The organism is Lentzea sp. NPDC003310, from assembly GCF_040610935.1.
In the GTDB taxonomy this organism is placed as follows: Bacteria; Actinomycetota; Actinomycetes; order Mycobacteriales; family Pseudonocardiaceae; genus Lentzea.
Genome location: NZ_JBEXNC010000017.1, coordinates 104,665 through 125,040, shown reverse-complemented (window position 1 = coordinate 125,040; position 20,376 = coordinate 104,665). Strand labels below are relative to the sequence as shown.

Genomic DNA, 20,376 nt, shown 5'->3' with positions numbered 1-20,376 from the left:
GCGATACTGCCATCGCCGGGCCCCGCGGCCACTTAGGATGCCGCGCATGTTCGGGATCATCCGCCCCTGTCGCAACAGAATGGGCGCTGAGCTGCGGTCCGCGTGGCTCTCTCACCTCTGTGGAATGTGCCTGTCGTTGCGCGACGAGCACGGTCACCTCTCGCGTTTCGTCACCAACTACGACGGGTTGATGATCTCGGCCGCTGTCGAGGCGCAGTCGTCGGTCTCACGCCGGACCGCGGGGCCGTGCGCGTTGCGCGGCATGAAGTCCGCCGACGTGGCCATCGGGAACGGGGCCCGGCTCGCGGCGTCGGTGTCGCTGGTGCTGGCCTCGTTGAAGATCGAGGACCACGTGGACGACGGCGACGGGCTCGCCGCCAAGGTGCCGTGGGCGGGACGCGCGATGGCGCGGCGCTGGGCCGCCAAGGGCCTGGAGACGGCGTCCGACCTCGGGTTCGACGCGTCGGTGATGGTGGACGCGGTCCGGCGGCAGTCCGGCGTGGAGGCCGCGGCCGGCCTGGGCAGTTCCGTGCTCGTCGTGACCGAGCCGACGGAGACCGCGACCGCGTTCGCCGTCGGGCAGACCGCGGTGCTCGCCGGCAGGCCGGGCAACGTGGAGCCGTTGCGCGAGGTCGGGCGGCTGTTCGGCCGGGTGGCCCACCTGATCGACGCCGCGGAGGACCTGGAGGAGGACCGCGCGTCCGGGGCGTGGAACCCGCTGCTCGCCACCGGGACGTCGGTCGAGGAGGCGCACCGGCTGTGCCTGGACGCCCTGGCCGGGATCAGGCTCGCGCTCAAGGACGTCGAGTTCACCGACGGGCGCCTCATGCACAAGCTGATGGTGCACGAGCTGGAGGAGTCGGTCATCCGGGTCTTCGGCAAGCGCAAGCGCCACCAGTACCCGCCGGACGAGCACAGCTGGTCCGATCCCGGCAGCGGGCTGTGGGCGTACCCGAGGCTCAACTGGCAGCGGCAGCCGCGCGGGTGCTTCGAGGGCTGCGGGGCGTTCCTCTACATGTGCGGCACCTGCCAGTTCTGCTGCCGCGACCCGTTCCCCGGTCCGTGGAGCGACAAGCGGCGCGACGGGTGTGACGGCGGTGACTGCGGCCCGAACTGCAACTGCAACGGCGACTGTTGCTGCTGCCCCTGCGATTAGGTCCCTGACCAGCTCTAATCGGAAATTGTCAGACCCTCGGCGTACCGTGCTTCCCGTGGCTTTCGCAACCGAGCTCCCGTCAGAGGAAAGCACCGTCAAGGCGCACTCCGAGCACCGCCCCGTCGGCGACATCGTCCGCACCGACGGGCAGTTCCGCGTGGTCAGCGAGTACCAGCCGGCGGGCGACCAGCCGGCGGCGATCGCGGACCTCGAACGCCGCGTGCGCTCCGGCGAGCGCGACGTGGTGCTGCTCGGTGCCACGGGTACCGGCAAGTCGGCGACCACGGCGTGGCTCGTGGAGAAGCTGCAGCGCCCCACGCTTGTCATGGCGCCGAACAAGACGCTGGCGGCGCAGCTGGCGAACGAGCTGAAGGAGCTCTTCCCGCACAACGCGGTGGAGTACTTCGTCAGCTACTACGACTACTACCAGCCCGAGGCGTACATCCCGCAGACGGACACGTACATCGAGAAGGACTCCTCGATCAACGAGGACGTGGAGCGCCTGCGCCACTCGGCCACGATGTCGCTGCTGACCCGGCGCGACGTCATCGTGGTCGCGTCGGTGTCGTGCATCTACGGCCTGGGCACGCCGCAGTCGTACCTCGACCGGTCCATCCCGCTGGAGGTGGGCGTGGAGGTCGACCGCGACGCGTTCCTGCGCCTGCTGGTCGACGTGCAGTACACCCGCAACGACATGTCGTTCACCCGCGGCTCGTTCCGCGTGCGCGGCGACACGGTCGAGATCATCCCGTCGTACGAGGAGCTCGCGGTCCGCGTCGAGTTCTTCGGCGACGAGATCGACAAGCTCTACTACCTCCACCCGCTCACCGGCGACGTGGTGAAGGAGGTCTCGGACCTCCGGATCTTCCCCGCGACCCACTACGTGGCGGGCCCGGAGCGCATGGAGCGCGCGATCCGCGACATCGAGGCCGAGTTGGAGACGACGCTCGCGCAGATGGAGCGGCAGGGCAAGCTGCTCGAGGCCCAGCGCCTGCGCATGCGCACCCAGTACGACCTGGAGATGATGAAGCAGGTCGGCTTCTGCAACGGTATCGAGAACTACTCGCGCCACATCGACGGCCGCGGGGCGGGCACGGCGCCGGCGACGCTGCTCGACTACTTCCCGGACGACTTCCTGATGGTCATCGACGAGTCGCACGTGACGGTGCCGCAGATCGGCGGCATGTACGAGGGCGACGCGTCCCGCAAGCGCAACCTGGTGGAGCACGGCTTCCGGCTGCCCTCGGCGCTCGACAACCGCCCGCTCACGTGGGAGGAGTTCGCCGACCGGATCGGCCAGGTCGTCTACCTGTCGGCCACCCCCGGCCCGTACGAGATGGGCCAGTCCGGCGGCGAGTTCGTCGAGCAGGTCATCCGCCCGACCGGCCTGATCGACCCCGAGGTCGTCGTGAAGCCGACCGAGGGTCAGATCGACGACCTGGTGCACTCGATCCGCGAACGGGCCGAGCGCGACGAGCGCGTCCTGGTCACCACGCTGACCAAGAAGATGGCCGAGGACCTGACGGACTACCTGCTGGAGCTGGGCATCCGCGTCCGGTACCTGCACTCCGAGGTCGACACGCTGCGCCGGGTCGAGCTGCTGCGCCAGCTCCGCCTCGGCGAGTTCGACGTGCTGATCGGCATCAACCTGCTCCGCGAGGGCCTCGACCTCCCCGAGGTCTCGCTGGTGGCGATCCTCGACGCCGACAAGGAGGGCTTCCTGCGCTCCGGGACGTCGCTGGTGCAGACGATCGGCCGCGCGGCCCGCAACGTGTCCGGTGAGGTCCACATGTACGCGGACAAGATCACCGACTCGATGCGCCACGCGATCGACGAGACCAACCGTCGCCGCGAGAAGCAGATGGCCTACAACGCCGAGCGGGGCATCGACCCGCAGCCGCTGCGCAAGAAGATCACCGACATCCTCGAGGCGGTCTACTCCGAGGCCGAGGACGAGGTGCCGGTCGGCGGCTCGGGCCGCAACCAGTCGCGCGGCAAGCGAGCCACGGGCGAGGGCGGCAGGTCCTCCGGCGTGGTGGCCTCGCACGAGCGGGCGGGCATGGCCCGGTCGGAGCTGGCCGACCTGGTGCAGTCGCTGACGGACCAGATGATGAACGCGGCCCGCGACCTGCAGTTCGAGCTGGCGGCCCGGCTGCGCGACGAGATCCAGGACCTGAAGAAGGAACTGCGGGGCATGGACGCGGCGGGGGTCAAATGACAGGTCATTTACGCAGGTAGCGTGGACGGCATGGGGGAGTCGCCGTACCAGGACGTGATCGGCAAGGGTGGCCTCGAAGCCGTGCTCCGGGAGGCGTGTCCCGCAAGCGACATCGAGTTCGCGGCCTTCGCGACCGCCTTCGACGGCGTAGAGGCCACGGTCACCAATGGCGATCGCGCCGTGTACGTCCGGCTGACGGGCGACGAACGCGAGTTCCACGTGCGCCCGAGGCTGTACGGGACGCAGCTGGGCGACCTGACCCACAACGGACCTGGCCGGGTTCACCGGCTCAGTGGCCGCGTGGCTAGGCGGCGCCACCGCGCGAGAGCTGGCCGCGGCCTGGCCGTTCGCCGACTTCGTCGCTGTCGCCGACGCGTACGAGAGCGGCGACGAGGTCGAGTTCCGGTGGCAGACGACCCGTGCGGGCAACCAGCCCGGCCTGGACGAGTTCATCGCGGCGGCGATGCGACACCCCAGGCTGCGACCGCTGTACCCGTTCACCTCGCACTGGTGGATGTCGTTCAGGGTCGCTCCGCACGCGTACCGGCTGGGCGGCCCGTGGGTGAGGGCGCTCGGCGGCGGCCGGTTCGCGGTGACCGCAGACCGGCAGCGGGACCACGAGGTCGACTACGACGCCGCCGCAGCGGTGCGGGTGGTCGCGGCTGAACTGGACCGCCTCGGCGTGCCCTCGCCACCGCCAGGCCCGGAGGGCCGTCAGCCGAGTGCCGGTTGACTGGCCGTTGTGCTGCTGAGCGCTGCCAGCCCTCTACCTCCGACTCGACGTCGTACCGGTCGATCGTCCGGTGTGGCTGGCTTCGGCGTGCGCTCACCACCGCAGGCCGGCACAGCCCTCCGCCGCCCCAGCCGAGCGCCGGGTGCGATGCCTCGCCACGGCGTCACCACCGACGTCACCACCGACGTCACCACCGACGTCACCACCGGCGTCACCACCGGCAGGTGCATGGCGCTCACATCCGACCCGCCCGAGTGCCGGTAAACCGTCCGACATGAGCCGCTTCGGCGTGCCGGCACCGTCGCTACCGGACCGCACCTGTCCATAGTGGAGCGCCCCGCGTCGCGGTGGGTTAGATCGCCGTGTGCGGTGCGTAATCCCAGTGCTGCATAACGATTTGCGCGCCCGCCGTAAATCCCCCTCTGGGGTGAGATGTGCGCGGACTGCTTTCGTCAGCGCGCTTTGCGGCCATGATCTCGGGGTGGATGTGGACTCCCACCTTGCCGCGGTGGAGCAGGCGCTGATCGCTGTGCGGCGCAGTCAGTCACGCAGGGCGCTGGCCGAGTTGGCTGTTCCGGCGTTCGACGTTCTTGATGTCGTGGAATCGGCCGAGCGGGCCGGTGCGCAGGCCACGGTTTCCAGCGTTGCCTTGGCTTTGCACGTCGACCAGCCACGGGCCAGCAAGCTCGTCACCAGCGCCGTCGACGCCGGGCTCGTCGCTCGCGTCGCCGACAAGGCCGACGGCCGGAGGGTTCTGCTCGTGCGAACACCCCGGGGTCGCGCGACCTCGGCCGAGCTGCACCGGGCGCGGCAAAGTGCCTGTGCCGTGGCGATGGCGGACTGGAACGAGGAGGAACGGGTCGTGTTCGCGCGGCTGCTCACTCGTTTCGTCGCGGTGTTCGGCGCGAGATAATCGTTGCTGTGACACTGGATGAGTTGATCGTCTACTGCGCGTCGAAGCCCGGCGCGGAGGAGACGTACCCGTGGGGCGAGGCCGAGCTCGTGTGCAAGGTCGGTGGGAAGGCGTTCGCCTTCATCGGCCTCGACGCGCACACCATCGGGCTGAAGTGCGGAGCCGACGCCGAGGCCGCCGCGGTGTGGCGAGAGCGCTTTCCCGGCGACGTCACGGTGAGCGGGTACGTCGGGCGCTACGGGTGGAACACCGTCGCGCTCAAGGGATCCGTGCCTGACGACGACCTGCTGGAGCTCGTGGACGGCTCCTACGAGGCCGTCGTCGCGCGGTTGCCCAAGGGGAAGCGGCCTGCCGTCTAGTGCTCTTCGGGCTGGATGATGCCGAAGATGTTGTTCTCGGTGTCCTTGTAGTAGGCGAGCAGTCCCACGCCGGGCATCTTGTCCTTGGGCAGTGCGACGGTGCCGCCGTTGACCTCGATCGCCGCGATGGCGACGTCGATGTCGGGCACGCTGATCGTCATGACGTACCCGTGGACCGGTGCGTCGGGCGCGGGATCGGGGCCCTGCCGCGGGAGCAGGCCGCCGTTCACACCGGGCTGCTCGTCGTCGCCGGTCAGGACGGTCCAGTAGGGGATGTCGCCCCACTGCTCGATCTTCCAGCCGAAGACCGAGGTGTAGAAGGTCCGCGCCCGCTCGGGATCTGCGGCGTGGATCTCGAAGTGCACAGGACGTGACATGGCACGGCACGCTACTCCGGACAGTCGTTGTCCGCATTGGGTCTTACGGTGCTGTCATGGCAATCGGAATCCAGGTCACGATGGACGCGGCGGACCCCGGCAAGCTGGCCGGCTTCTGGGCGGACGCGCTCGGCTACGTCGTGCAACCGCCGCCTCCCGGCTTCGACTCGTGGGAGGACTTCGCGGTCAAGAACAACATCCCGTTCGAGTCGATCAACGACTACTCGGCGATCATCGACCCGGAGGGCAAGGGGCCGCGGTTCTTCTTCCAGCGCGTGCCGGAGGGCAAGACAGCGAAAAACCGCCTCCACCTCGACGTGAACGCCGGGCTGGAGGCGGTTGATCGGCTCGTGTCCCTCGGCGCCACCAAGGTCCAGGAGTTCAACGACGCCAAGGGCCACTGGGTCGTGATGCTCGACCCCGAGGGCAACGAGTTCTGCGTGCAGTGAGCTAGCTCGTGATGTCCTTCGTCTTGAACTGACGCGCGGCGAGCAGCGTGAAGACGCCGCCGAACACCAGCGCGGACAACGTGCCGCGGGCCATCTCCGACCAGTCGATGTCGGTCGAGAGCAGGTCCGCCCACGCCATCGCGTAGTGCGTCGGCAGGTAGTTGCGCAGGTCCCCGAGCGGCTCGATCTGGTCCAGGATCTGCGACACGATCGAGACGAGCACCGTGCCGCCGACCGCGCCGAGAGGCGCGTCGGTGGACACGGACAGGAACATCGCGAGGCCCGCGACCCAGAACAGGTTGATCGAGATGTAGACGACCGCGAGCGCCATGGCGAGCACGCCGTCCCCGAACGGGGCGGCCTCGCCGGTCGGGCTCACGACCTCGCCCGTGCCGTACCAGGCGACGCCGACGCCCAGCGCCACCGCGGGGAGCAGGGCGAGGGCGAAGACGCTGAGCAGGCCGCTGCTGATCGCCTTCTGGCGCAGCAGGCGGTGCCGCGGGATCGGTGCGGCCAGCAGGTACTTGAGGCTCGACCACGACGCTTCGGACGCGATCGTGTCGCCGAAGAACAGCGCCACGATCATCGGCAGCAGGAAGCTGCTGCTCACGAACAGCGTGAGCACCACGAAGTTGATGCCGCTGGCGGTCGCGAGGTCCACGAAGCCGCCGGAGCGGCGGTTCGGGTCGGACTGCCCGATCTCGAAGCTCGCCGCGAGGATGAACGGCAGCAGCACCAGGAAGCCCAGCACGAGCTGGGTCCTGCGGCGGCGGATCTGCCGTTGCAGCTCCACGTGGATGCGCAGCGTGCGGCGTGCCTTGTAGCCGACCGCCGAGCCGTCCGGCGCCACCGCGGTGTGCGTCTGGGCGGCTGCGTCGGTCAGGTCGTTGAGCGCGCCGGGATCGGTGTGGACGCCGTTCTCGCTCATCGGTCCACCTCCTGGCGGAGTGGTGCCTTGGTGCGGTTCGGGTTGGCTGTGAGGACCGTTCGCACCAGCGGTATGGCTTCGGCGGGCCCGGAATTGTCAGGGTCGCCTGGGATAATTGAGTCAAGGGGACCCCCTTCGCCGGCGAGCAGCGTGCGCTCGCTCGACGAGGGGACCTCTGCCTCGGCGTGGGTCTGGGCGGTCGCGGAGGCGGCCGCCATCAGGAAGTCATTCACCGACCAGCTCCAAGAACGCGTCTTCCAGCCTGCGTCGCGGGCCCGCCGAGTCCACCGCCACGCCGGCCGCCACGAGGGCGTTCAGCGCGGCGGCGCGCGGAACGCCGTTCATCGAGGCGTGCACGGCGTCGTCGTCCTCGTGCACGTCGCGCACGCCTTCGAGACCCCGCAGGACATCGGCTGCCTTCGAGGGGGAGTCGACGCGGAACGTCGCCTCGCCGCCTCCCGCCGCGATGTCGGCCACCTCGCCTGCCGCGACGAGCTGGCCCTTGTGCATCACGACCACGTGCGAACAGGTCTGCTCGACCTCGGCCAGCAGGTGCGACGACACCACGACCGTGCGGCCCGCCGCGGCGTAGCGCCGCAGGACCTCGCGCATCTGGTGGATCTGGGGCGGGTCGAGACCGTTGGCCGGCTCGTCCAGGATCAGCAGGTCCGGGAGGCCGAGCATCGCCTGCGCGATCGCGAGCCGCTGGCGCATGCCCTGGCTGTACGTGCGCACCCGGCGGTGCACCGCCTTGCCCAGGCCCGCGATCTCCAGCGCCTCCTCGACGTGCGCCTCGGCCTCCGGGCGGCCCGTCGCCGCCCAGTACAGCCGCAGGTTCGCCGCGCCGGAGAGGTGCGGCAGGAAGCCCGAACCCTCGACGAACGAACCGATCCGCGACAGCACCGGGGCACCGGGGGTGACCTTGTGGCCGAAGACCCGGATGTGGCCCTCGGACGGGTGGATCAGGCCCATCACCATGCGCAGCGTCGTGGTCTTTCCGGCGCCGTTCGGGCCGAGCAGACCGAGGACCATGCCGTGCTCCACGCGGAACGACAGGTCCGTCACCGCCTTCACGCCACCGGGGTAGGCCTTGGTCAGGTTCGAGATGACCAGCGGCACGCCGGCGAGGTCGGGGTCCGAGTCCTGCGCCATGCGGCGGCGGAACATCGCGACGATGCCGGAACCGATCAGCACCAGCAGGGCGATCACGATGCCCCACAGGACGCCGGTCGGGAAGCCCTCGGTCACGTTGCGGCCCGGCACCACCGGCACCGAGATCTCGTCGGCGGCCAGCGAGATGCGGTACGCGGCGGGCTGCTCGGCGTTCGCGAACGCCTGGTCCGTCGTCGACACCACGAGCGCCAGCTTGTGCTCCGCCTCCACCGGGCGGACGGCACCCGGCAGGGTCACGGTCACCTCGGCGGCCGAGCCGTCCGGCGGCAGCGCCACGCGGAACGGCGCGACGATCGACCCCGGCAGCACGCGCGTGCCGTCCTTCGAGACGTCGTAGAGCTTCGCGAACAGGATCGCCTCGCCGGTCGACTGGTCACCGCGCGCGACCTTGAGCCGCACCGTCGACGATCCGGTCAGCAGCACCTGCGAGGTGAGTTCCTCGGACTGGAACACCGCGGCCTGGCCCGGCATGTCGAGCGACAGCCGCGACGAGATCGCCGACGACCGCGAGAGCGCCGAGCCGAGGCCCGGCAGGTTGCTGATGGCCGCCGGGTTGCCGCCCGCCGGGTTCACCGCGACCTGCTCGCGCCCGGTGAGCTTCAGCGTCTTGCGCTCGGTCGAGGAGCCCTGGGCGAGACCGGGGTAGGACGGCGCCACGACCGTGCGCAGCGACGGCTGGCCGGACGAGCGGAACGCGCCCTGCACCGTGTACTCGAAGCCGGTGCCGGGGTCGGTGCCCTTGCCGCGCAGGTGGAAGTCCATCCAGTCGGCGATCTCGCCGCGCAGCGCGGTGCCGGGGTTGCCGCCGTCGTGGCCACCCGCGTACCAGACCATCTTGACCGGACCGCCGGCCGAGGCGATCTGCCGTGCGGTGGCGTCGGACTGGTCGAGACCGAACAGGGTGTCCTGCTCGCCCTGCACCAGCATCGTCGGCTGCTTGATCTGGTCGGTCACGGCGACCGGCGACGACTTGCGCAGCAGGTCGAGCGTCTGCTGCGAGGCACGGCCCGTCGTGGCGACCTCGGTGTAGGCGGCGCAGACCTCGGGCGTGAAGCGGCCGCACGCGCCGAGCGACGGCGTCGGCGGCTGCAGTCCCGCGGCGCCGGAGTTGCCGCCCGGCTGCTGCTGCGGTGCCTGCACCGAGTTCTGGTTCGTCTCCCGCTGCCCCTGCTCGGGCGCCTCGCCCGTGGGCGACGAGAGGTCGATCGACGTCATGCCCGCGGAGAAGAAGATGCCCGCCCACGACCGCTTGAAGACACCGTCCTCGCCGAACGCCGTGGCGGACGGGGTGGCGTCCGCCCGCGGTGTCGCGAGCGCGGAGTTCGGCAGCAACGCCTGCGCGAGGTCGTTGTAGGTGATGACCGGCACGAGGGTGTCGACGCGCTTGTCGACGCCCGCGAGCAGCAGCGACAGCGCACCGCCGTACGACGCGCCTGTCACGCCCACGCGCGGGTCGCCGCCGCTGTCCTTCTCCACCTCGTCACGCGTGCCGAGGAAGTCGAGGAGCTTCTGCGCGTCGCGGACCTCGCGGTCGACCGAGTTCAGCGCGATCTGCCCGGTGCTGCGGCCGAAGCCGCGCGCGGACCACGTCAGCACGACGAACCCTCGGCGGGCGAACTCCTCGGCCTGCGTGTGCACGCTGCGGAGGCTGCCGCCGAAGCCGTGCGCGAGCATGATCGCGGGCGCGGGCGTCTGCTGGGGGAGGTAGAGGCGGGTCTCGATCGTCACCGTCTGAGCGCTGTCGGGGCTCTCGGGTGCGTCGATGTTCGCTTCTTTGAAGGAAACGGCTACGGGGTCGTCTCCGGATCGAGTGAAGTACACGCCACCTGCGACGAGGGCGAGTACCACGATCAATGCGGGGATCGTCCACCTGCCGCGAAGGCGGGAGAGGCGGGACACGTCGATGACGATATGCGAGTTTCGCTGAGAACGGCCTGTCGGGATCCGCTCGCGGTCTCAGCATGTGTGGATCTTCAGCGTGCCTTCAGGTAGTGGTCGGTTCAAACCCGAACGACACGCTGTGTATTCCCGTTGTCCCTGGTTGCGTGGGTCTGCTCACCCTGTGTGGCGCTAACCGCTCTTGATGGAGCACAATATTCACGCAGCATGGAGGGGAGTACTCCCTAAGCGGCGGTGTCGTCAGTACGGAGCTCAGTGTCGAGGTCCCGGTGCCGTCGGTCGTTCGAGAGATCATCTCGGCGGCGGAGGAGACCTCCGGGTGAATTTGGCGTGCGCTGAGAATCCCGGAGGTTGGGTTGTGAACGTCCCCGCATGGATGTGGATCGCGACGATCGGTGGTCTGCTCGTTCTGCTAGCCGTGGATCTCGTGATCGTCGATCGCAAGCCCCATGAGGTGACGATCGGTGAAGCCGCCCGCTGGGTGGTCTTCTACGTGGCGGTGGCCGCCCTCTTCGGTCTCGGCATCTGGTACTTCTCCGGCGGGCAGTACGCCACGGAGTTCTTCGCCGGGTACATCACCGAGTACTCGCTGAGCGTCGACAACCTGTTCATCTTCTTGATCATCATGACGACGTTCAAGGTGCCCGCGATCCACCAGCACAAGGTGCTGCTGGTCGGCATCCTGCTCGCCCTCGTCATGCGCGGCATCTTCATCGCGGCCGGCGCGGCGCTCATCAGCCAGTTCAGCTGGGTCTTCTTCATCTTCGGCGCGTTCCTCATCTACACCGGCTGGCAGCTGGCGCGGGAGAACCACGACGAGGAGGAGGAGTACAAGGAAAACCTCATGCTCCGCATGGTGCGCAAGGTTTTCCCGGTCACCGACCAGTACCACGGCTCCAAGTCGTTCATCAAGATCGACGGCAAGCGCTTCGTGACCCCGATGTTCATCGTGATGGTCGCGATCGGCTCCACCGACCTGCTCTTCGCGCTCGACTCGATCCCCGCGATCTTCGGCCTCACCAAGGAGCCGTTCCTGGTGTTCACGGCCAACGCGTTCGCGCTGATGGGCCTGCGCCAGCTGTACTTCCTGCTCGGCGGCCTGCTCGCGAAGCTCGTCTACCTGTCGATCGGCCTGTCGGTGATTCTCGGCTTCATCGGCGTCAAGCTGATCCTGGAAGCCCTGCACACCAACAGCCTCTGGTTCCTCAACGGCGGCGAGCCCTTCCACGTGCCGACCATCGGCATCGAGGTCTCGCTGTCGGTGATCATCGGCGTGCTGGCGATCACGACGATCGCCAGCCTCCTCAAGGTGCGGCGCGACCCGTCGGCCGCGAAGCACATCGGCGCCGACGCGAACCACTAGCTACAACTGGGAAACGCCGTTCTGGTAGACGGCGCGGATGGCCTGCTTCAGCGTTCCGGCCTTCACGTGCTGCTCGGCGTCCCCCTCCACGAGAACGAGATCGGCGAGCTTGCCCGGGGCGAGCTCGCCGAGTTCGTTCTCGAGCCCCATCAGCTCGGCTGCGGACTTCGTGGTCGCGTAGAGCGCCTCGGCCGGCGACATGCCGTACTCGACCATCAACGTGAGCTCGGTGAGGTTGTCGCCGTGCGGGCCGACACCGGAGTCCGTGCCCATCGCGATCTTCACGCCCGCCTGGTGCGCCTTCTGGAACGACTGGAAGTGTTGCGCGACAACGGCGTTCGCCTTGGCGAGGATGACCTCCGAGATCGCCACGCCGGCCGCGGCCTGGTCGAGCACCATGCGCGGCGCCATGAGCGTGGGGACGAGCCACGTGCCGTGCTCGAGCATCTGCTCGACGCCCTCGTCGGTGAGGAACACGCCGTGCTCGATGGACCGCACGCCGTTGCGCACGGCCGTGAGGATGCCGTCGCCGCTCATCGCGTGCGACATCACCGCGATGCCGGCGGCATTGGCCTCCTGCACGATCATCGCGATCTCCTCGTCGCGGAAGTGCGCGTGCCGCGGGTTGCTGCGCGGGGACATCACCCCGCCGCTCGACGCGATCTTGATGATGTCCGCGCCGTGCCGGACCAGCGTGCGGATGACCTTGCGCAGCTCCTCGGGTCCGTCGGCGACGGTGTCCGGCAGGCCGGGGTGCAGCGGCGGTGAGATGTGGGCGCCGCACTGCATCCAGTCGTCGTTGTGGCCGCCGGTCTGCGAGACCATGTTGACCGCGATCTGCATGCGCGGGCCCTGGACCAGACCGCGCCGGACCGCCTCCGCGACACCGAGGTCGGCGCCGAGCGCGTCGCGGACGGTCGTGATGCCGCACTGCAGCGTCGCCTTCATGTTGCCGATCGCCTCGTAGAACGGCAGCGAGAACGGCGTGTTGAGCGAGCGCACCAGGTCCGCGCCGCTGAACATGAAGTGCACGTGGCAGTCGAAGAGCCCCGGCAGGATCGTGTGGCCGGTCGCGTCGACCTTGGTGTCGCCGTCGAGTCCGATGCCCACGTCGACGATGCGGTCGCCCTCGACCACCACGTCGCCGGGCTCGAACGCCCGGCCGGTGAAGACCCTGCCCCCAGAGAACACGATGCGCGTCATACGCGGGAATCTAAGCGCTGAGTCAATTTTTGTGATCGGTCAACAAATAACTCTGAGCTTTGCTAACAAGTTCTGTTAGCGTCCACGCCGTGCGCCCTGAAGACCTGCAGCTGCTCACCACGCCCGGCACCGTCGCCGTGTCCGGAGACCTGGTGCTGGTCAGCATCACCACGCCCGACCTCGACGAGAACGCCTACCGGGGCGGTCTGCACCGGGTGTTCCCGGACGGCACGACAACACCGTGGACGCACGGTGATCGTGACAATGCGCAGCGCATTTCTCCCGACGGCAAGCACGTCGCGTTCGTGCGCGTCACCGGAAAGTCGAAGCCGCAGCTCTACGTCGCCCCGGTCGACGGCGGCGAGCCGCGCCGGCTGACCGACGTGAAGCTCGGCGCCGGCGCCCCGGTGTGGTCGCCGGACTCGCAGCGCCTCGCGTTCGTCGCGCGCGTGGCCGAGGAAGGCCGCTACGGCACGACCGACGACGGCCCCGAAGCCGAGGCGCCACGCCGCATCACGCGCCTCGACTACCGGGTCGACGACGTCGGCTTTCTCCTCGACCGCCGCCCGCGCCTGCACGTCGTGACGCTCGACGGCGAGGTCGCCGAGGTGACCGACGGCTCGTTCGACGTCTCCGACCCGGCCTGGCTCGACGAGTCGACGCTGGTCTTCGTGGCGCCGCGCGACCTCGGCGTGACCGAGACGCTGCACTCGGACCTCTACCGGGTCTCCGCCGACGGCGGCTCGCCGTCGCTGCTCGTGCGCGCCACCGGCGAGACCTCGATGCCGTTCGTCGCCAACGGATCGTTGTTCTACCTCGGCACGGAGTTCACCGGCATCGACGCGGTGGCCCGCAACAACGGCCTGTGGAAGGCAGCCCTCGACGGCTCGTCGCCCACGCGCCTCACCGACGTCGAGACCGTGGACGTGGACCGGCTCTCCGGCCAGCCCGTCGCCGACGCGTCCGGCGTGCTCCTGGTGGTGCGCAACCGCGGCGCCCTGGAACTGCGCCGCATCCCGTTCGACGGCGGCCCCGGCGAGGTGCTCACGGGCACCTCGGCGGCCGTCCGCGCGTTCGCCACCGACGGGTCCACTGTGGTCGCCGTGGTGTCCACTCCGGACAGCCCGGGTCAGGTCGAGTTCGTCGGAACCGGTGTGCGCACGTCGCTCTCGTCGGTCCCCACCCGCCGCGTCGTCGAGCTGACCGGCTCCGCCTCGGACGGCTACCCGGTCCACGGCTGGCTCGTGCTGCCCGACGGCGACGGCCCGCACCCGGTCGTCCTGGCCGTCCACGGCGGCCCGTTCATGTACCACAGCTGGGGTTTCTTCGACGAGGCCCAGGTCTACGCGACCGCCGGCTACGCCGTCGTCCTGCCGAACCCGCGTGGCTCGGCGGGCTACGGCCAGGCCCACGGCCAGGCGGTGATCGGCAAGTTCGGCACCGTCGACGTCGACGACGTGCTGTCCCTCCTGGACGTCGCGCTGGCCCGCGAGGACTGTGACGCCGAACGCGTCGGCGTGATGGGCGGCTCGTACGGCGGCTTCATGACGTCGTGGCTGTCCGCGCACCACGGCGAACGCTTCCGCGCGGCCTGGTCCGAGCGCGCCGTCAACGCGTGGGACTCGTTCGGCGGTTCGTCGGACATCGGCTACTTCTTCGCGGACGCCTACTGCGGCCCCGATCCCGAGGCGCAGCGCGCGATGTCGCCGCTGACCTACGCCGAGAAGATCAACCTGCCGTTCGCGGTCGTGCACTCGGAGCACGACTGGCGGTGCCCGCTGGAGCAGGCGCAGCGGATGTTCGTGGCGCTGAAGCGGCGCGGCGTGGAGTCGGAGATGCTGATCTTCCCGGGGGAGGGGCACGAGTTGACCCGGTCCGGGCAGCCGCGGCACCGGAAGCAGCGGTTCGAGGCCGTGCTGGAGTGGTGGGACCGCTACCTCAAGGCCTGACCCGCGAAGCCGCGGAAACCGGCCAGCAGTTCCTGCGCGGGCGCGGAGCCGGCGTCGAACGCCACCAGGCGTTGGCGACCACCCGGCTCCCGCACGCCCACCCAGAAGCACCCGAAGCAGAACTCCAGGTCGAACAGGACTTCCCCATTGGCGTCGTGCGCCCAGATCGCGTATCCGGGGGAGAAGCACCGCATCGGGTCCGCGGTCGGGAGCTTCGCGACGAGGGCGAGGACGGCCGAGGCCTCCTTGCCCTCCCACGTGCCGAGCAGGTCGCCCTGGATCGTCCACGCCTCCAGCCGGTGTGCCCGAGAGGTCCCGGCCGGTATCTGCGTGATCATCGCTTCGCGTGGTTCCACCTGAGTCACCCCAGCAGCGTGTAGTTGAGCTCTTCGCACACGCGCGCCAACGGCAGATCCAGGCCCGGATGGTCCAGCGGCAGCAACACGTCCGGCGCCGCCGGCAACCCCGACGCCCCAGGCGGATCCCACAGGCAGATGGCGGGATCGCCGGAGTCCATCGACGACCGGTACCACAGCCCGTCCAACTCCGGATAAGCCGCGCGAATGGCCCGCGACCACGCCTGCGTCACCAGCTTCGGCCCCGTCGAGATCTCCTGCGACGCCCCCACGCGGGTGGGCCACAGCCCGCCCAGGTCCAGCAGGCGCAACGTGCGGCGCGGCCTCAGCACCACCAGGAACGGGGAGCGGGTGCGGCGGTCCACTATGGACGTCGCCTGGAAGACCTCGGCGATCGACGTGCGGACCGAGAGGCCGAAGTACAGGACGCCGTTCTCGTGGTCCTGGACCGGGCTGCCGTCGTCGGCCGGTTGTTGCGCGTCGAAACGGGCGTGCGGGAGGGGGCCCGTGTAGCGGAACGTGTTCCAGCGCTGGGGGTGGGAGCCCTTCGCGGTGAAGACGCGGACCAGGCGGGTCGCCCGGTGCACCGCCACCACGTCCTCGGTGCGGCGCAGGTGCGCCTGGAGCACGGCAGGGGCAGGCGGCTGCGGAAGCCGTGACATTCGGGTCCTGTCGGTGTTCGGGAACGCTCAGGCAGGTGTGCCGAGCGTGGAGGCCAGGGTGCCCACCCGGCGCGGGTCTCCTCCGGCGAGGAGCCAGTCGCGCGGGGTCGCGGGCTTGCCGTCGACGGGCAGGTCCTCCTGGCGGGTGGTCATGAAGGCGGCGACGACCAGGGCCGGCTGGTCCTGCGGGATCTCCGCCAGGACGGTCTCCAGGCCCGGGAGCACGCCGGTGCCCGCGAACTGCCACGCGGGCAGGCGCCAGCTGCCCCGGTCCTTCCAGCCCACGAGCCTGCCCACGCCGAGGCGGTGGCGGATGCGGCTGGTGTCGACCTGGAGCTGGCGCGCGGCCTCGTTCACGGTCAGCGCGGAGTCGCGCAGGACCGCGTGGGCCACGACGGTGCGGGTGCGGGGCTTCGAGTCGGCCGGGCCCGCCGGGGACAGGTCGAGGCCCACGTCCTGCAGTGCGGCCTGCTGGTCCGGCGTGAAGTACGTGGCGGGCTCGGGGTGTGGTGGGGCGAGCCTTCGCGCCGCGTCGGTCACGAGGGCCAGGAACTCGTCGGGACTCACCTGCAGGCCGGCCTTGGCCAGCACCGTCTCCAAGGCTGGACTCATGCGCACAGAATAGCTCGTGCGTGCGCATTTGTGCGCCCTACGAACGGCCCAAACGACTTCGTTCGACGTTGCGCGGTCACGCGACGACGCTACGTGAGAATCCCGGTAACGCAGTGGTGACGTGGGCCTCATGTGGCACATCGATACCATTCGCGGATGCAGCTCGACCGCACCGCCAAGCGGGTCGTGGTGGCGTGGGCCGCCGTCATGGTCGCCACGCTCGCCTACGTCATGCTCCGCCCTCCGGGGTGGTCGCTCGACCTGCGCGTCTACCGCAACGGCGGTGCGGCGTTCCTCAAGGACATCCCCCTGTACGTCGAGGGGTTCGCGAAGCCGCTCGGCGGGCCGGACCTGCCCTTCACCTACCCGCCGATCGCCGCGGTGCTGTTCAGCCTGCTGGCGCTCGTGCCGCTCGGGGTGGCGATCTTCGTGGTCGCGGCGGCGAACCTCGCGATGCTCACCGGGTTGTGCCTGATCGCGGCGCAGCGCGTGGTCGGGTGGGGGCCGGACGCCGTCAAGTGGGGGCTGGGCGCGGCAGCGGTCGCGTCGATCTTCGACCCGCTCCGCGAGACGCTCTGGTTCGGCCAGATCAACCTGCTGCTGGGCCTGCTGGTCATGGCCGACTGCCTGCTCGAACGGACCCGCTGGTGGCCGCGGGGCGCGCTGATCGGGCTGGCGGCCGCGATCAAGCTGACGCCGGCGTTCTTCGCCTTGTTCTTCGTGGCGCGACGGCAGTGGAAGCCCGTGTTCGTGTCCATCGGCTCGTTCTTCTTCTTCGGCCTGGTGGGGTTCCTCGTCTCGTTCGGGGACGCGAAGGAGTACTGGACGCACGCGCTGCTCGACCCAGGTCGCGTCGGGCGCCTCACCTACGCGTCGAACCAGGCCATCCGCGGCACGCTCGCGCGCTTCGGCCTGGAGAACGGCGCGCAGGTCGGCGTGTGGGTCGTGCTCGCGCTTCTCGTCGTGGCGACCGTGTGGTGGTTGGCGTCGCAGCTCGGTGAGACCGAGGCGTTCTTCGTCGTGGCGATCGGTGGCCTGCTGATCTCGCCCGTGTCGTGGGGCCACCACTGGGTATGGATCGCGCCCGCGCTCGTGCTGCTCTCACGGCCCGAATTGCGCCGCCACTGGGCGTCGTGGGCCATCGTGGCCGTGTTCGCCGTCGGGCCGCACTGGCTGTTCCCGCGCGACAACGACGTCGAGCGCGACTGGGCCTGGTGGCAGCAGGTGATCGGCAACCTCTACGTGTTCGTCGGGGTGGCCGTGCTGGTCACACTCGCGGTGCGGATCGTGCGAGACCGCCGTCGAACTGCTTCAACCGCAGGCTGAACAGCACCAGCACCACGCCCCACAGGATCGCGAACACGCCGATGGTGATCACGAACGCCAGCGCGCCCGCCGCCGGGTTCACGACCAGGACCACGCCGAGCAGCACCGTCAGCGCGCCCGTGACGATGTAGAACCACTCGTTCGTCATCACCTTGCGCAGGCGGATCGCGTCGACGATCTGCAGCACGCCGGTGACGAGCGCCCACGCCGCGATGAGCAGCAACAGCGCCGTCGCCGTGATGCCCGGCCAGAACAACGCGATCAGGCCCGTGACCAGGCCGAGCACGCCGATGAGACCGAGCGCCCAGCGCGCGGGCCACTCCTTGTGGGTGAGCGTCAGGTACAGCATCATCGCGCCGTCGAAGAACGCGTACGCGCCCCACAGGATGATCAGCGCGATCAGGGTGAGGCCCGGCCAGACCAGAGCGGCCACACCGAACAGGACAGCGAGAACTCCGCGCACCGTGAAGAGCCACCACCGTTGCATGGCGAGGATCGTCTCGGCTGTCGCGGGGGTCGGCAACCTGAGACCCTCGTTCGGTGCTGATCCGAGTGGCTGACTGGGAACGGATCCGGTCCGGCGAGGTCACGCTGCAGTTCCGGCGGTGGAAGCGGCCGACCGTGCGCGCCGGAGGAACCCTGCGCACGTCGCTGGGCGTACTGGCGATCGACGCGGTGGACGTCGTGCGGCGGGTGGCGCGGGCCGAGGCGGTGGCGGCGGGATTCCCGACCGTCGCCGCTCTGATGTCCTCAGTGGACGGACGAGAGGGCTCGCTCTACCGGATCCGCCTGCGTTTCGTGGGCGAGGACCCGCGCATCGAGCTGCGCTCGTCGTCCGATGTGGACGGACTGGTGCCGGCGGAGGACGCCGTCGCGTTGCTGCGGCTGATCGCGGCGAACCCCGGCGTGCGGGCCGCGGACCTCGCCGCGTCGGCCGGCCGCGAGAAGCTGCCGTTCAAGGCGGACGTGCGCAAGCTGAAAGCCAAGGGCCTCACCGAGTCCCTGGAGGTCGGGTACCGCCTCTCCCCGAGAGGAGAGGCGTACCTGAAGACCCTCGGGACTAGCCCTGGCCCGTGATGATCGACACCGCGCGGTCCTGCGTCTGCTCGGTCACCTCGGCGACCTGGAAGCCACGCGACACCGCGTGCGCCACCAGCTCCGGCTCCGGCGGGAGACCGTACTTGCGCAGGTAGTGCGGCACGGCGCCGGCCCAGATCCACGTGCCGTCGGTGCGGAAGTTGAGCGGCACGTCCTGCTCGCCGCTCTGCGAGAACTCGTCGAGGTCGTAGCTGCGCGCGGCCAGCACGACCGGCGCCGACTCCAGGTAGTTCAGCAGGCCGTCGAGCAGCTGCGGGTCGACCGGCTGGCGGTTCACCACGATGCGGCCGTCGTCGTTCTTGCCGTCGTACACACGGGCGGTGCGCAGCTCACCAGAGGCCGCGGGCTGACCCGGCTGGGCGGGCGGCACCTGGAACTCCTGCTGCGGCTGCTGCTGCGGTTCCGGCTCGGGCGCGGGCAGCGGCGGCAGGCCGACGCGCTGGCGCCACCAGTCCGGGATCATCCGGTCCGGCCGCGGGAACGTCTGCAGCTCGTCGCGGAACCCGATCGGCGGCGGCGCGTTGCGCCAGCGCGGCTCGTCCTCGGCGTTGAAGTCCACCGTGAACGCCGCGGGCGCCTCGATCTCGTACGTCGCGCTCAGCCAGGTGCCGCGCTCGGGGTGGTACATGCCCCCGCGCAGGTGGCCGAACATCTGCACGACGTCCATCGGCGGCCGCACCGGGCGCAGCTGGCCATCGGGCCCGGCGAACGCCAGGTCGACCTCGATGTGCCGGCCCGCCGCGCGGTACTCGGCCCGGATGCGCTGCCAGCCCTGCGGTACGGCCGGCAGCATGGCACGGCCGATCTGCCGCACCAGCTGCTGCTGGTCCTGCTCGCTCAGCGGTGTCGCCGGCTGGCTCATGTGGTCCTCGCCCCTCTCCCCGTGAAAGCCCGCTGATCTTATCGGGCCTCCGCCACGCGCGCGGGCCGGTCACCGTCCCCGCGCCGTTCACACAACTCTGAGTGGGTGCCGGGCGCTTCGGTTCCACTGGACGGACGCGTGGCCCGTCTCACAGTTCGCTGGTCACGCCCGGCCGCCGACCGTCCGGAGTGGACGGCGAAGAGAGCCGCCCGGTGAGGCGATGTCTTGGGCCGGCCACGTCGAAGGGCGCGGGAGTGCTGACGGGAGTGGAACTCCGGCCGGCTCACTGAGCCGGTCGGCCCAGCCCCTCGCGGAACCAGTCCGGCTGGTGCGACTCGACGCGCGGGAACCGCTCCTGCTCGAGCTCGTACTGGTCGCGGCCGATCTCGGTCGAGAACTCCGGCTTGCGGTCCCAGTTGAACTTGACCGCGAACTTGTCCGGCCTCTCGAGCTTGTACTGCGCGCCGAACCAGGTGCCCTCGCCCTCGGCGTACATGCCGCCGCGCAGGTCCTGGAAGCGGTGCCACGTCTCCAGCGGCGGGTCCCAGTCGCGCATGATCCCGTCGCCGCGGACCAGCCCGACGCGGCCGTCGCTGTGCCTGCCGACGACGCGGTACTCGATCTGCACGCGCTCCCAGTCCGGCGGCAGCGCATCGAGCAGCATCATCGTGAGCCGGTCGAGCACGTCCTTCTGTCCGGCGGGGTCGAGCGTCGGCCATCCGGTCATCGCGTTGCGGTCC

Annotated in this window: 20 protein-coding genes; 10 read left to right on the top strand and 10 right to left on the bottom strand. The window is 69.9% G+C overall.

The annotated features are described in order from the left end of the window. The first annotated feature begins 46 nt into the window (after positions 1-46). The 5 genes from ABZX02_RS32045 (at position 47) to ABZX02_RS32025 (ending at position 5,379) form a co-directional block, all read left to right on the top strand. On the top strand, positions 47-1,156 hold the full coding sequence (locus tag ABZX02_RS32045) for a DUF5685 family protein (RefSeq protein ID WP_355303752.1): 1,110 nt from the start codon (positions 47-49) through the stop codon (positions 1,154-1,156). Positions 1,157-1,211: 55 nt separating this feature from the next. Then, positions 1,212-3,374 carry an excinuclease ABC subunit UvrB gene (gene uvrB / locus ABZX02_RS32040; RefSeq protein WP_355303751.1) on the top strand — a complete coding sequence of 721 codons (2,163 nt, stop codon included), beginning with the start codon at positions 1,212-1,214 and terminating at the stop codon, positions 3,372-3,374. A gap of 292 nt (positions 3,375-3,666) precedes the next feature. Then, positions 3,667-4,107, top strand: a complete 441-nt coding sequence (locus ABZX02_RS32035; RefSeq protein ID WP_355303749.1) for a DUF6193 family natural product biosynthesis protein — start codon at positions 3,667-3,669, stop codon at positions 4,105-4,107. 481 nt (positions 4,108-4,588) lie between these two features. Continuing rightward, positions 4,589-5,020, top strand: coding sequence for a MarR family winged helix-turn-helix transcriptional regulator (locus ABZX02_RS32030; protein ID WP_355303747.1), 432 nt, complete (start codon positions 4,589-4,591; stop codon positions 5,018-5,020). A gap of 8 nt (positions 5,021-5,028) precedes the next feature. Further along, entirely contained in the window at positions 5,029-5,379 is a 351-nt protein-coding gene (locus tag ABZX02_RS32025) for an MmcQ/YjbR family DNA-binding protein (RefSeq protein WP_355303745.1), read from the top strand. Here ABZX02_RS32025 and ABZX02_RS32020 read toward each other — a convergent pair. Continuing rightward, positions 5,376-5,756, bottom strand: coding sequence for a VOC family protein (locus tag ABZX02_RS32020; RefSeq protein ID WP_355303743.1), 381 nt, complete (start codon positions 5,754-5,756; stop codon positions 5,376-5,378). The two genes, ABZX02_RS32025 and ABZX02_RS32020, sit on opposite strands and share 4 nt — an antisense overlap. 56 nt (positions 5,757-5,812) lie before the next feature. Between ABZX02_RS32020 and ABZX02_RS32015 the strand changes: the two genes are divergently transcribed. Beyond that, positions 5,813-6,205: a VOC family protein gene (locus ABZX02_RS32015; protein ID WP_355303741.1), complete on the top strand. Its 393-nt coding sequence runs from the start codon at positions 5,813-5,815 to the stop codon at positions 6,203-6,205. A 1-nt stretch (position 6,206) separates the two neighbouring features. On the opposite strand, the gene ABZX02_RS32010 is transcribed toward ABZX02_RS32015, so the two are convergent. Both ABZX02_RS32010 and ABZX02_RS32005 read right to left on the bottom strand, forming a co-directional pair. Next, positions 6,207-7,133 (bottom strand): ABC transporter permease subunit, encoded by a 927-nt coding sequence (locus tag ABZX02_RS32010; protein WP_355303740.1) that lies wholly within the window; start codon positions 7,131-7,133, stop codon positions 6,207-6,209. A 225-nt stretch (positions 7,134-7,358) separates the two neighbouring features. After that, positions 7,359-10,205 (bottom strand): alpha/beta fold hydrolase, encoded by a 2,847-nt coding sequence (locus ABZX02_RS32005; RefSeq protein WP_355303738.1) that lies wholly within the window; start codon positions 10,203-10,205, stop codon positions 7,359-7,361. Positions 10,206-10,563: 358 nt separating this feature from the next. Between ABZX02_RS32005 and ABZX02_RS32000 the strand changes: the two genes are divergently transcribed. After that, positions 10,564-11,568, top strand: coding sequence for a TerC family protein (locus tag ABZX02_RS32000; RefSeq protein ID WP_355303736.1), 1,005 nt, complete (start codon positions 10,564-10,566; stop codon positions 11,566-11,568). Here the strand turns inward: ABZX02_RS32000 and ABZX02_RS31995 are convergent, their stop codons facing one another. Next, on the bottom strand, positions 11,569-12,771 hold the full coding sequence (locus ABZX02_RS31995; protein WP_355303734.1) for an amidohydrolase family protein: 1,203 nt from the start codon (positions 12,769-12,771) through the stop codon (positions 11,569-11,571). Positions 12,772-12,860: 89 nt separating this feature from the next. Here ABZX02_RS31995 and ABZX02_RS31990 point away from each other — a divergent pair, with 89 nt between their 5' ends. Then, the gene (locus ABZX02_RS31990) at positions 12,861-14,720 is read left to right on the top strand and encodes a S9 family peptidase (protein WP_355303732.1); all 1,860 of its coding nucleotides are present in this window, start codon (positions 12,861-12,863) and stop codon (positions 14,718-14,720) included. Here the strand turns inward: ABZX02_RS31990 and ABZX02_RS31985 are convergent. From ABZX02_RS31985 to ABZX02_RS31975, 3 genes are read right to left on the bottom strand one after another with little or no spacing between them, the layout of a single operon-like run. Then, entirely contained in the window at positions 14,705-15,076 is a 372-nt protein-coding gene (locus ABZX02_RS31985) for a hypothetical protein (RefSeq protein ID WP_355303730.1), read from the bottom strand. The two genes, ABZX02_RS31990 and ABZX02_RS31985, sit on opposite strands and share 16 nt — an antisense overlap. 5 nt (positions 15,077-15,081) lie before the next feature. Next, the gene (locus ABZX02_RS31980) at positions 15,082-15,738 is read right to left on the bottom strand and encodes an RES family NAD+ phosphorylase (protein ID WP_030466547.1); all 657 of its coding nucleotides are present in this window, start codon (positions 15,736-15,738) and stop codon (positions 15,082-15,084) included. 27 nt (positions 15,739-15,765) lie between these two features. Further along, positions 15,766-16,350, bottom strand: a complete 585-nt coding sequence (locus ABZX02_RS31975) for a DNA-binding protein (protein WP_355303728.1) — start codon at positions 16,348-16,350, stop codon at positions 15,766-15,768. 156 nt (positions 16,351-16,506) lie between these two features. On the opposite strand from ABZX02_RS31975, the gene ABZX02_RS31970 reads away from it, so the two are divergent. Then, a complete protein-coding gene (locus ABZX02_RS31970; RefSeq protein ID WP_355303726.1) occupies positions 16,507-17,676 on the top strand; it encodes a glycosyltransferase 87 family protein in 1,170 nt (389 codons plus the stop codon). On the opposite strand, the gene ABZX02_RS31965 is transcribed toward ABZX02_RS31970, so the two are convergent. Continuing rightward, complete coding sequence (locus ABZX02_RS31965) at positions 17,618-18,163, bottom strand: DUF308 domain-containing protein (RefSeq protein ID WP_355303724.1); 546 nt, start codon at positions 18,161-18,163, stop codon at positions 17,618-17,620. The two genes, ABZX02_RS31970 and ABZX02_RS31965, sit on opposite strands and share 59 nt — an antisense overlap. Before the next feature lie 53 nt (positions 18,164-18,216). On the opposite strand from ABZX02_RS31965, the gene ABZX02_RS31960 reads away from it, so the two are divergent. Beyond that, a complete protein-coding gene (locus ABZX02_RS31960; RefSeq protein ID WP_355303722.1) occupies positions 18,217-18,753 on the top strand; it encodes a hypothetical protein in 537 nt (178 codons plus the stop codon). Here the strand turns inward: ABZX02_RS31960 and ABZX02_RS31955 are convergent. Both ABZX02_RS31955 and ABZX02_RS31950 read right to left on the bottom strand, forming a co-directional pair. Continuing rightward, the gene (locus ABZX02_RS31955) at positions 18,737-19,636 is read right to left on the bottom strand and encodes a hypothetical protein (RefSeq protein ID WP_355303720.1); all 900 of its coding nucleotides are present in this window, start codon (positions 19,634-19,636) and stop codon (positions 18,737-18,739) included. The genes ABZX02_RS31960 and ABZX02_RS31955 overlap by 17 nt on opposite strands. 283 nt (positions 19,637-19,919) lie before the next feature. Beyond that, positions 19,920-20,363, bottom strand: coding sequence for a hypothetical protein (locus ABZX02_RS31950; RefSeq protein ID WP_355303718.1), 444 nt, complete (start codon positions 20,361-20,363; stop codon positions 19,920-19,922). Positions 20,364-20,376: the final 13 nt, after the last annotated feature.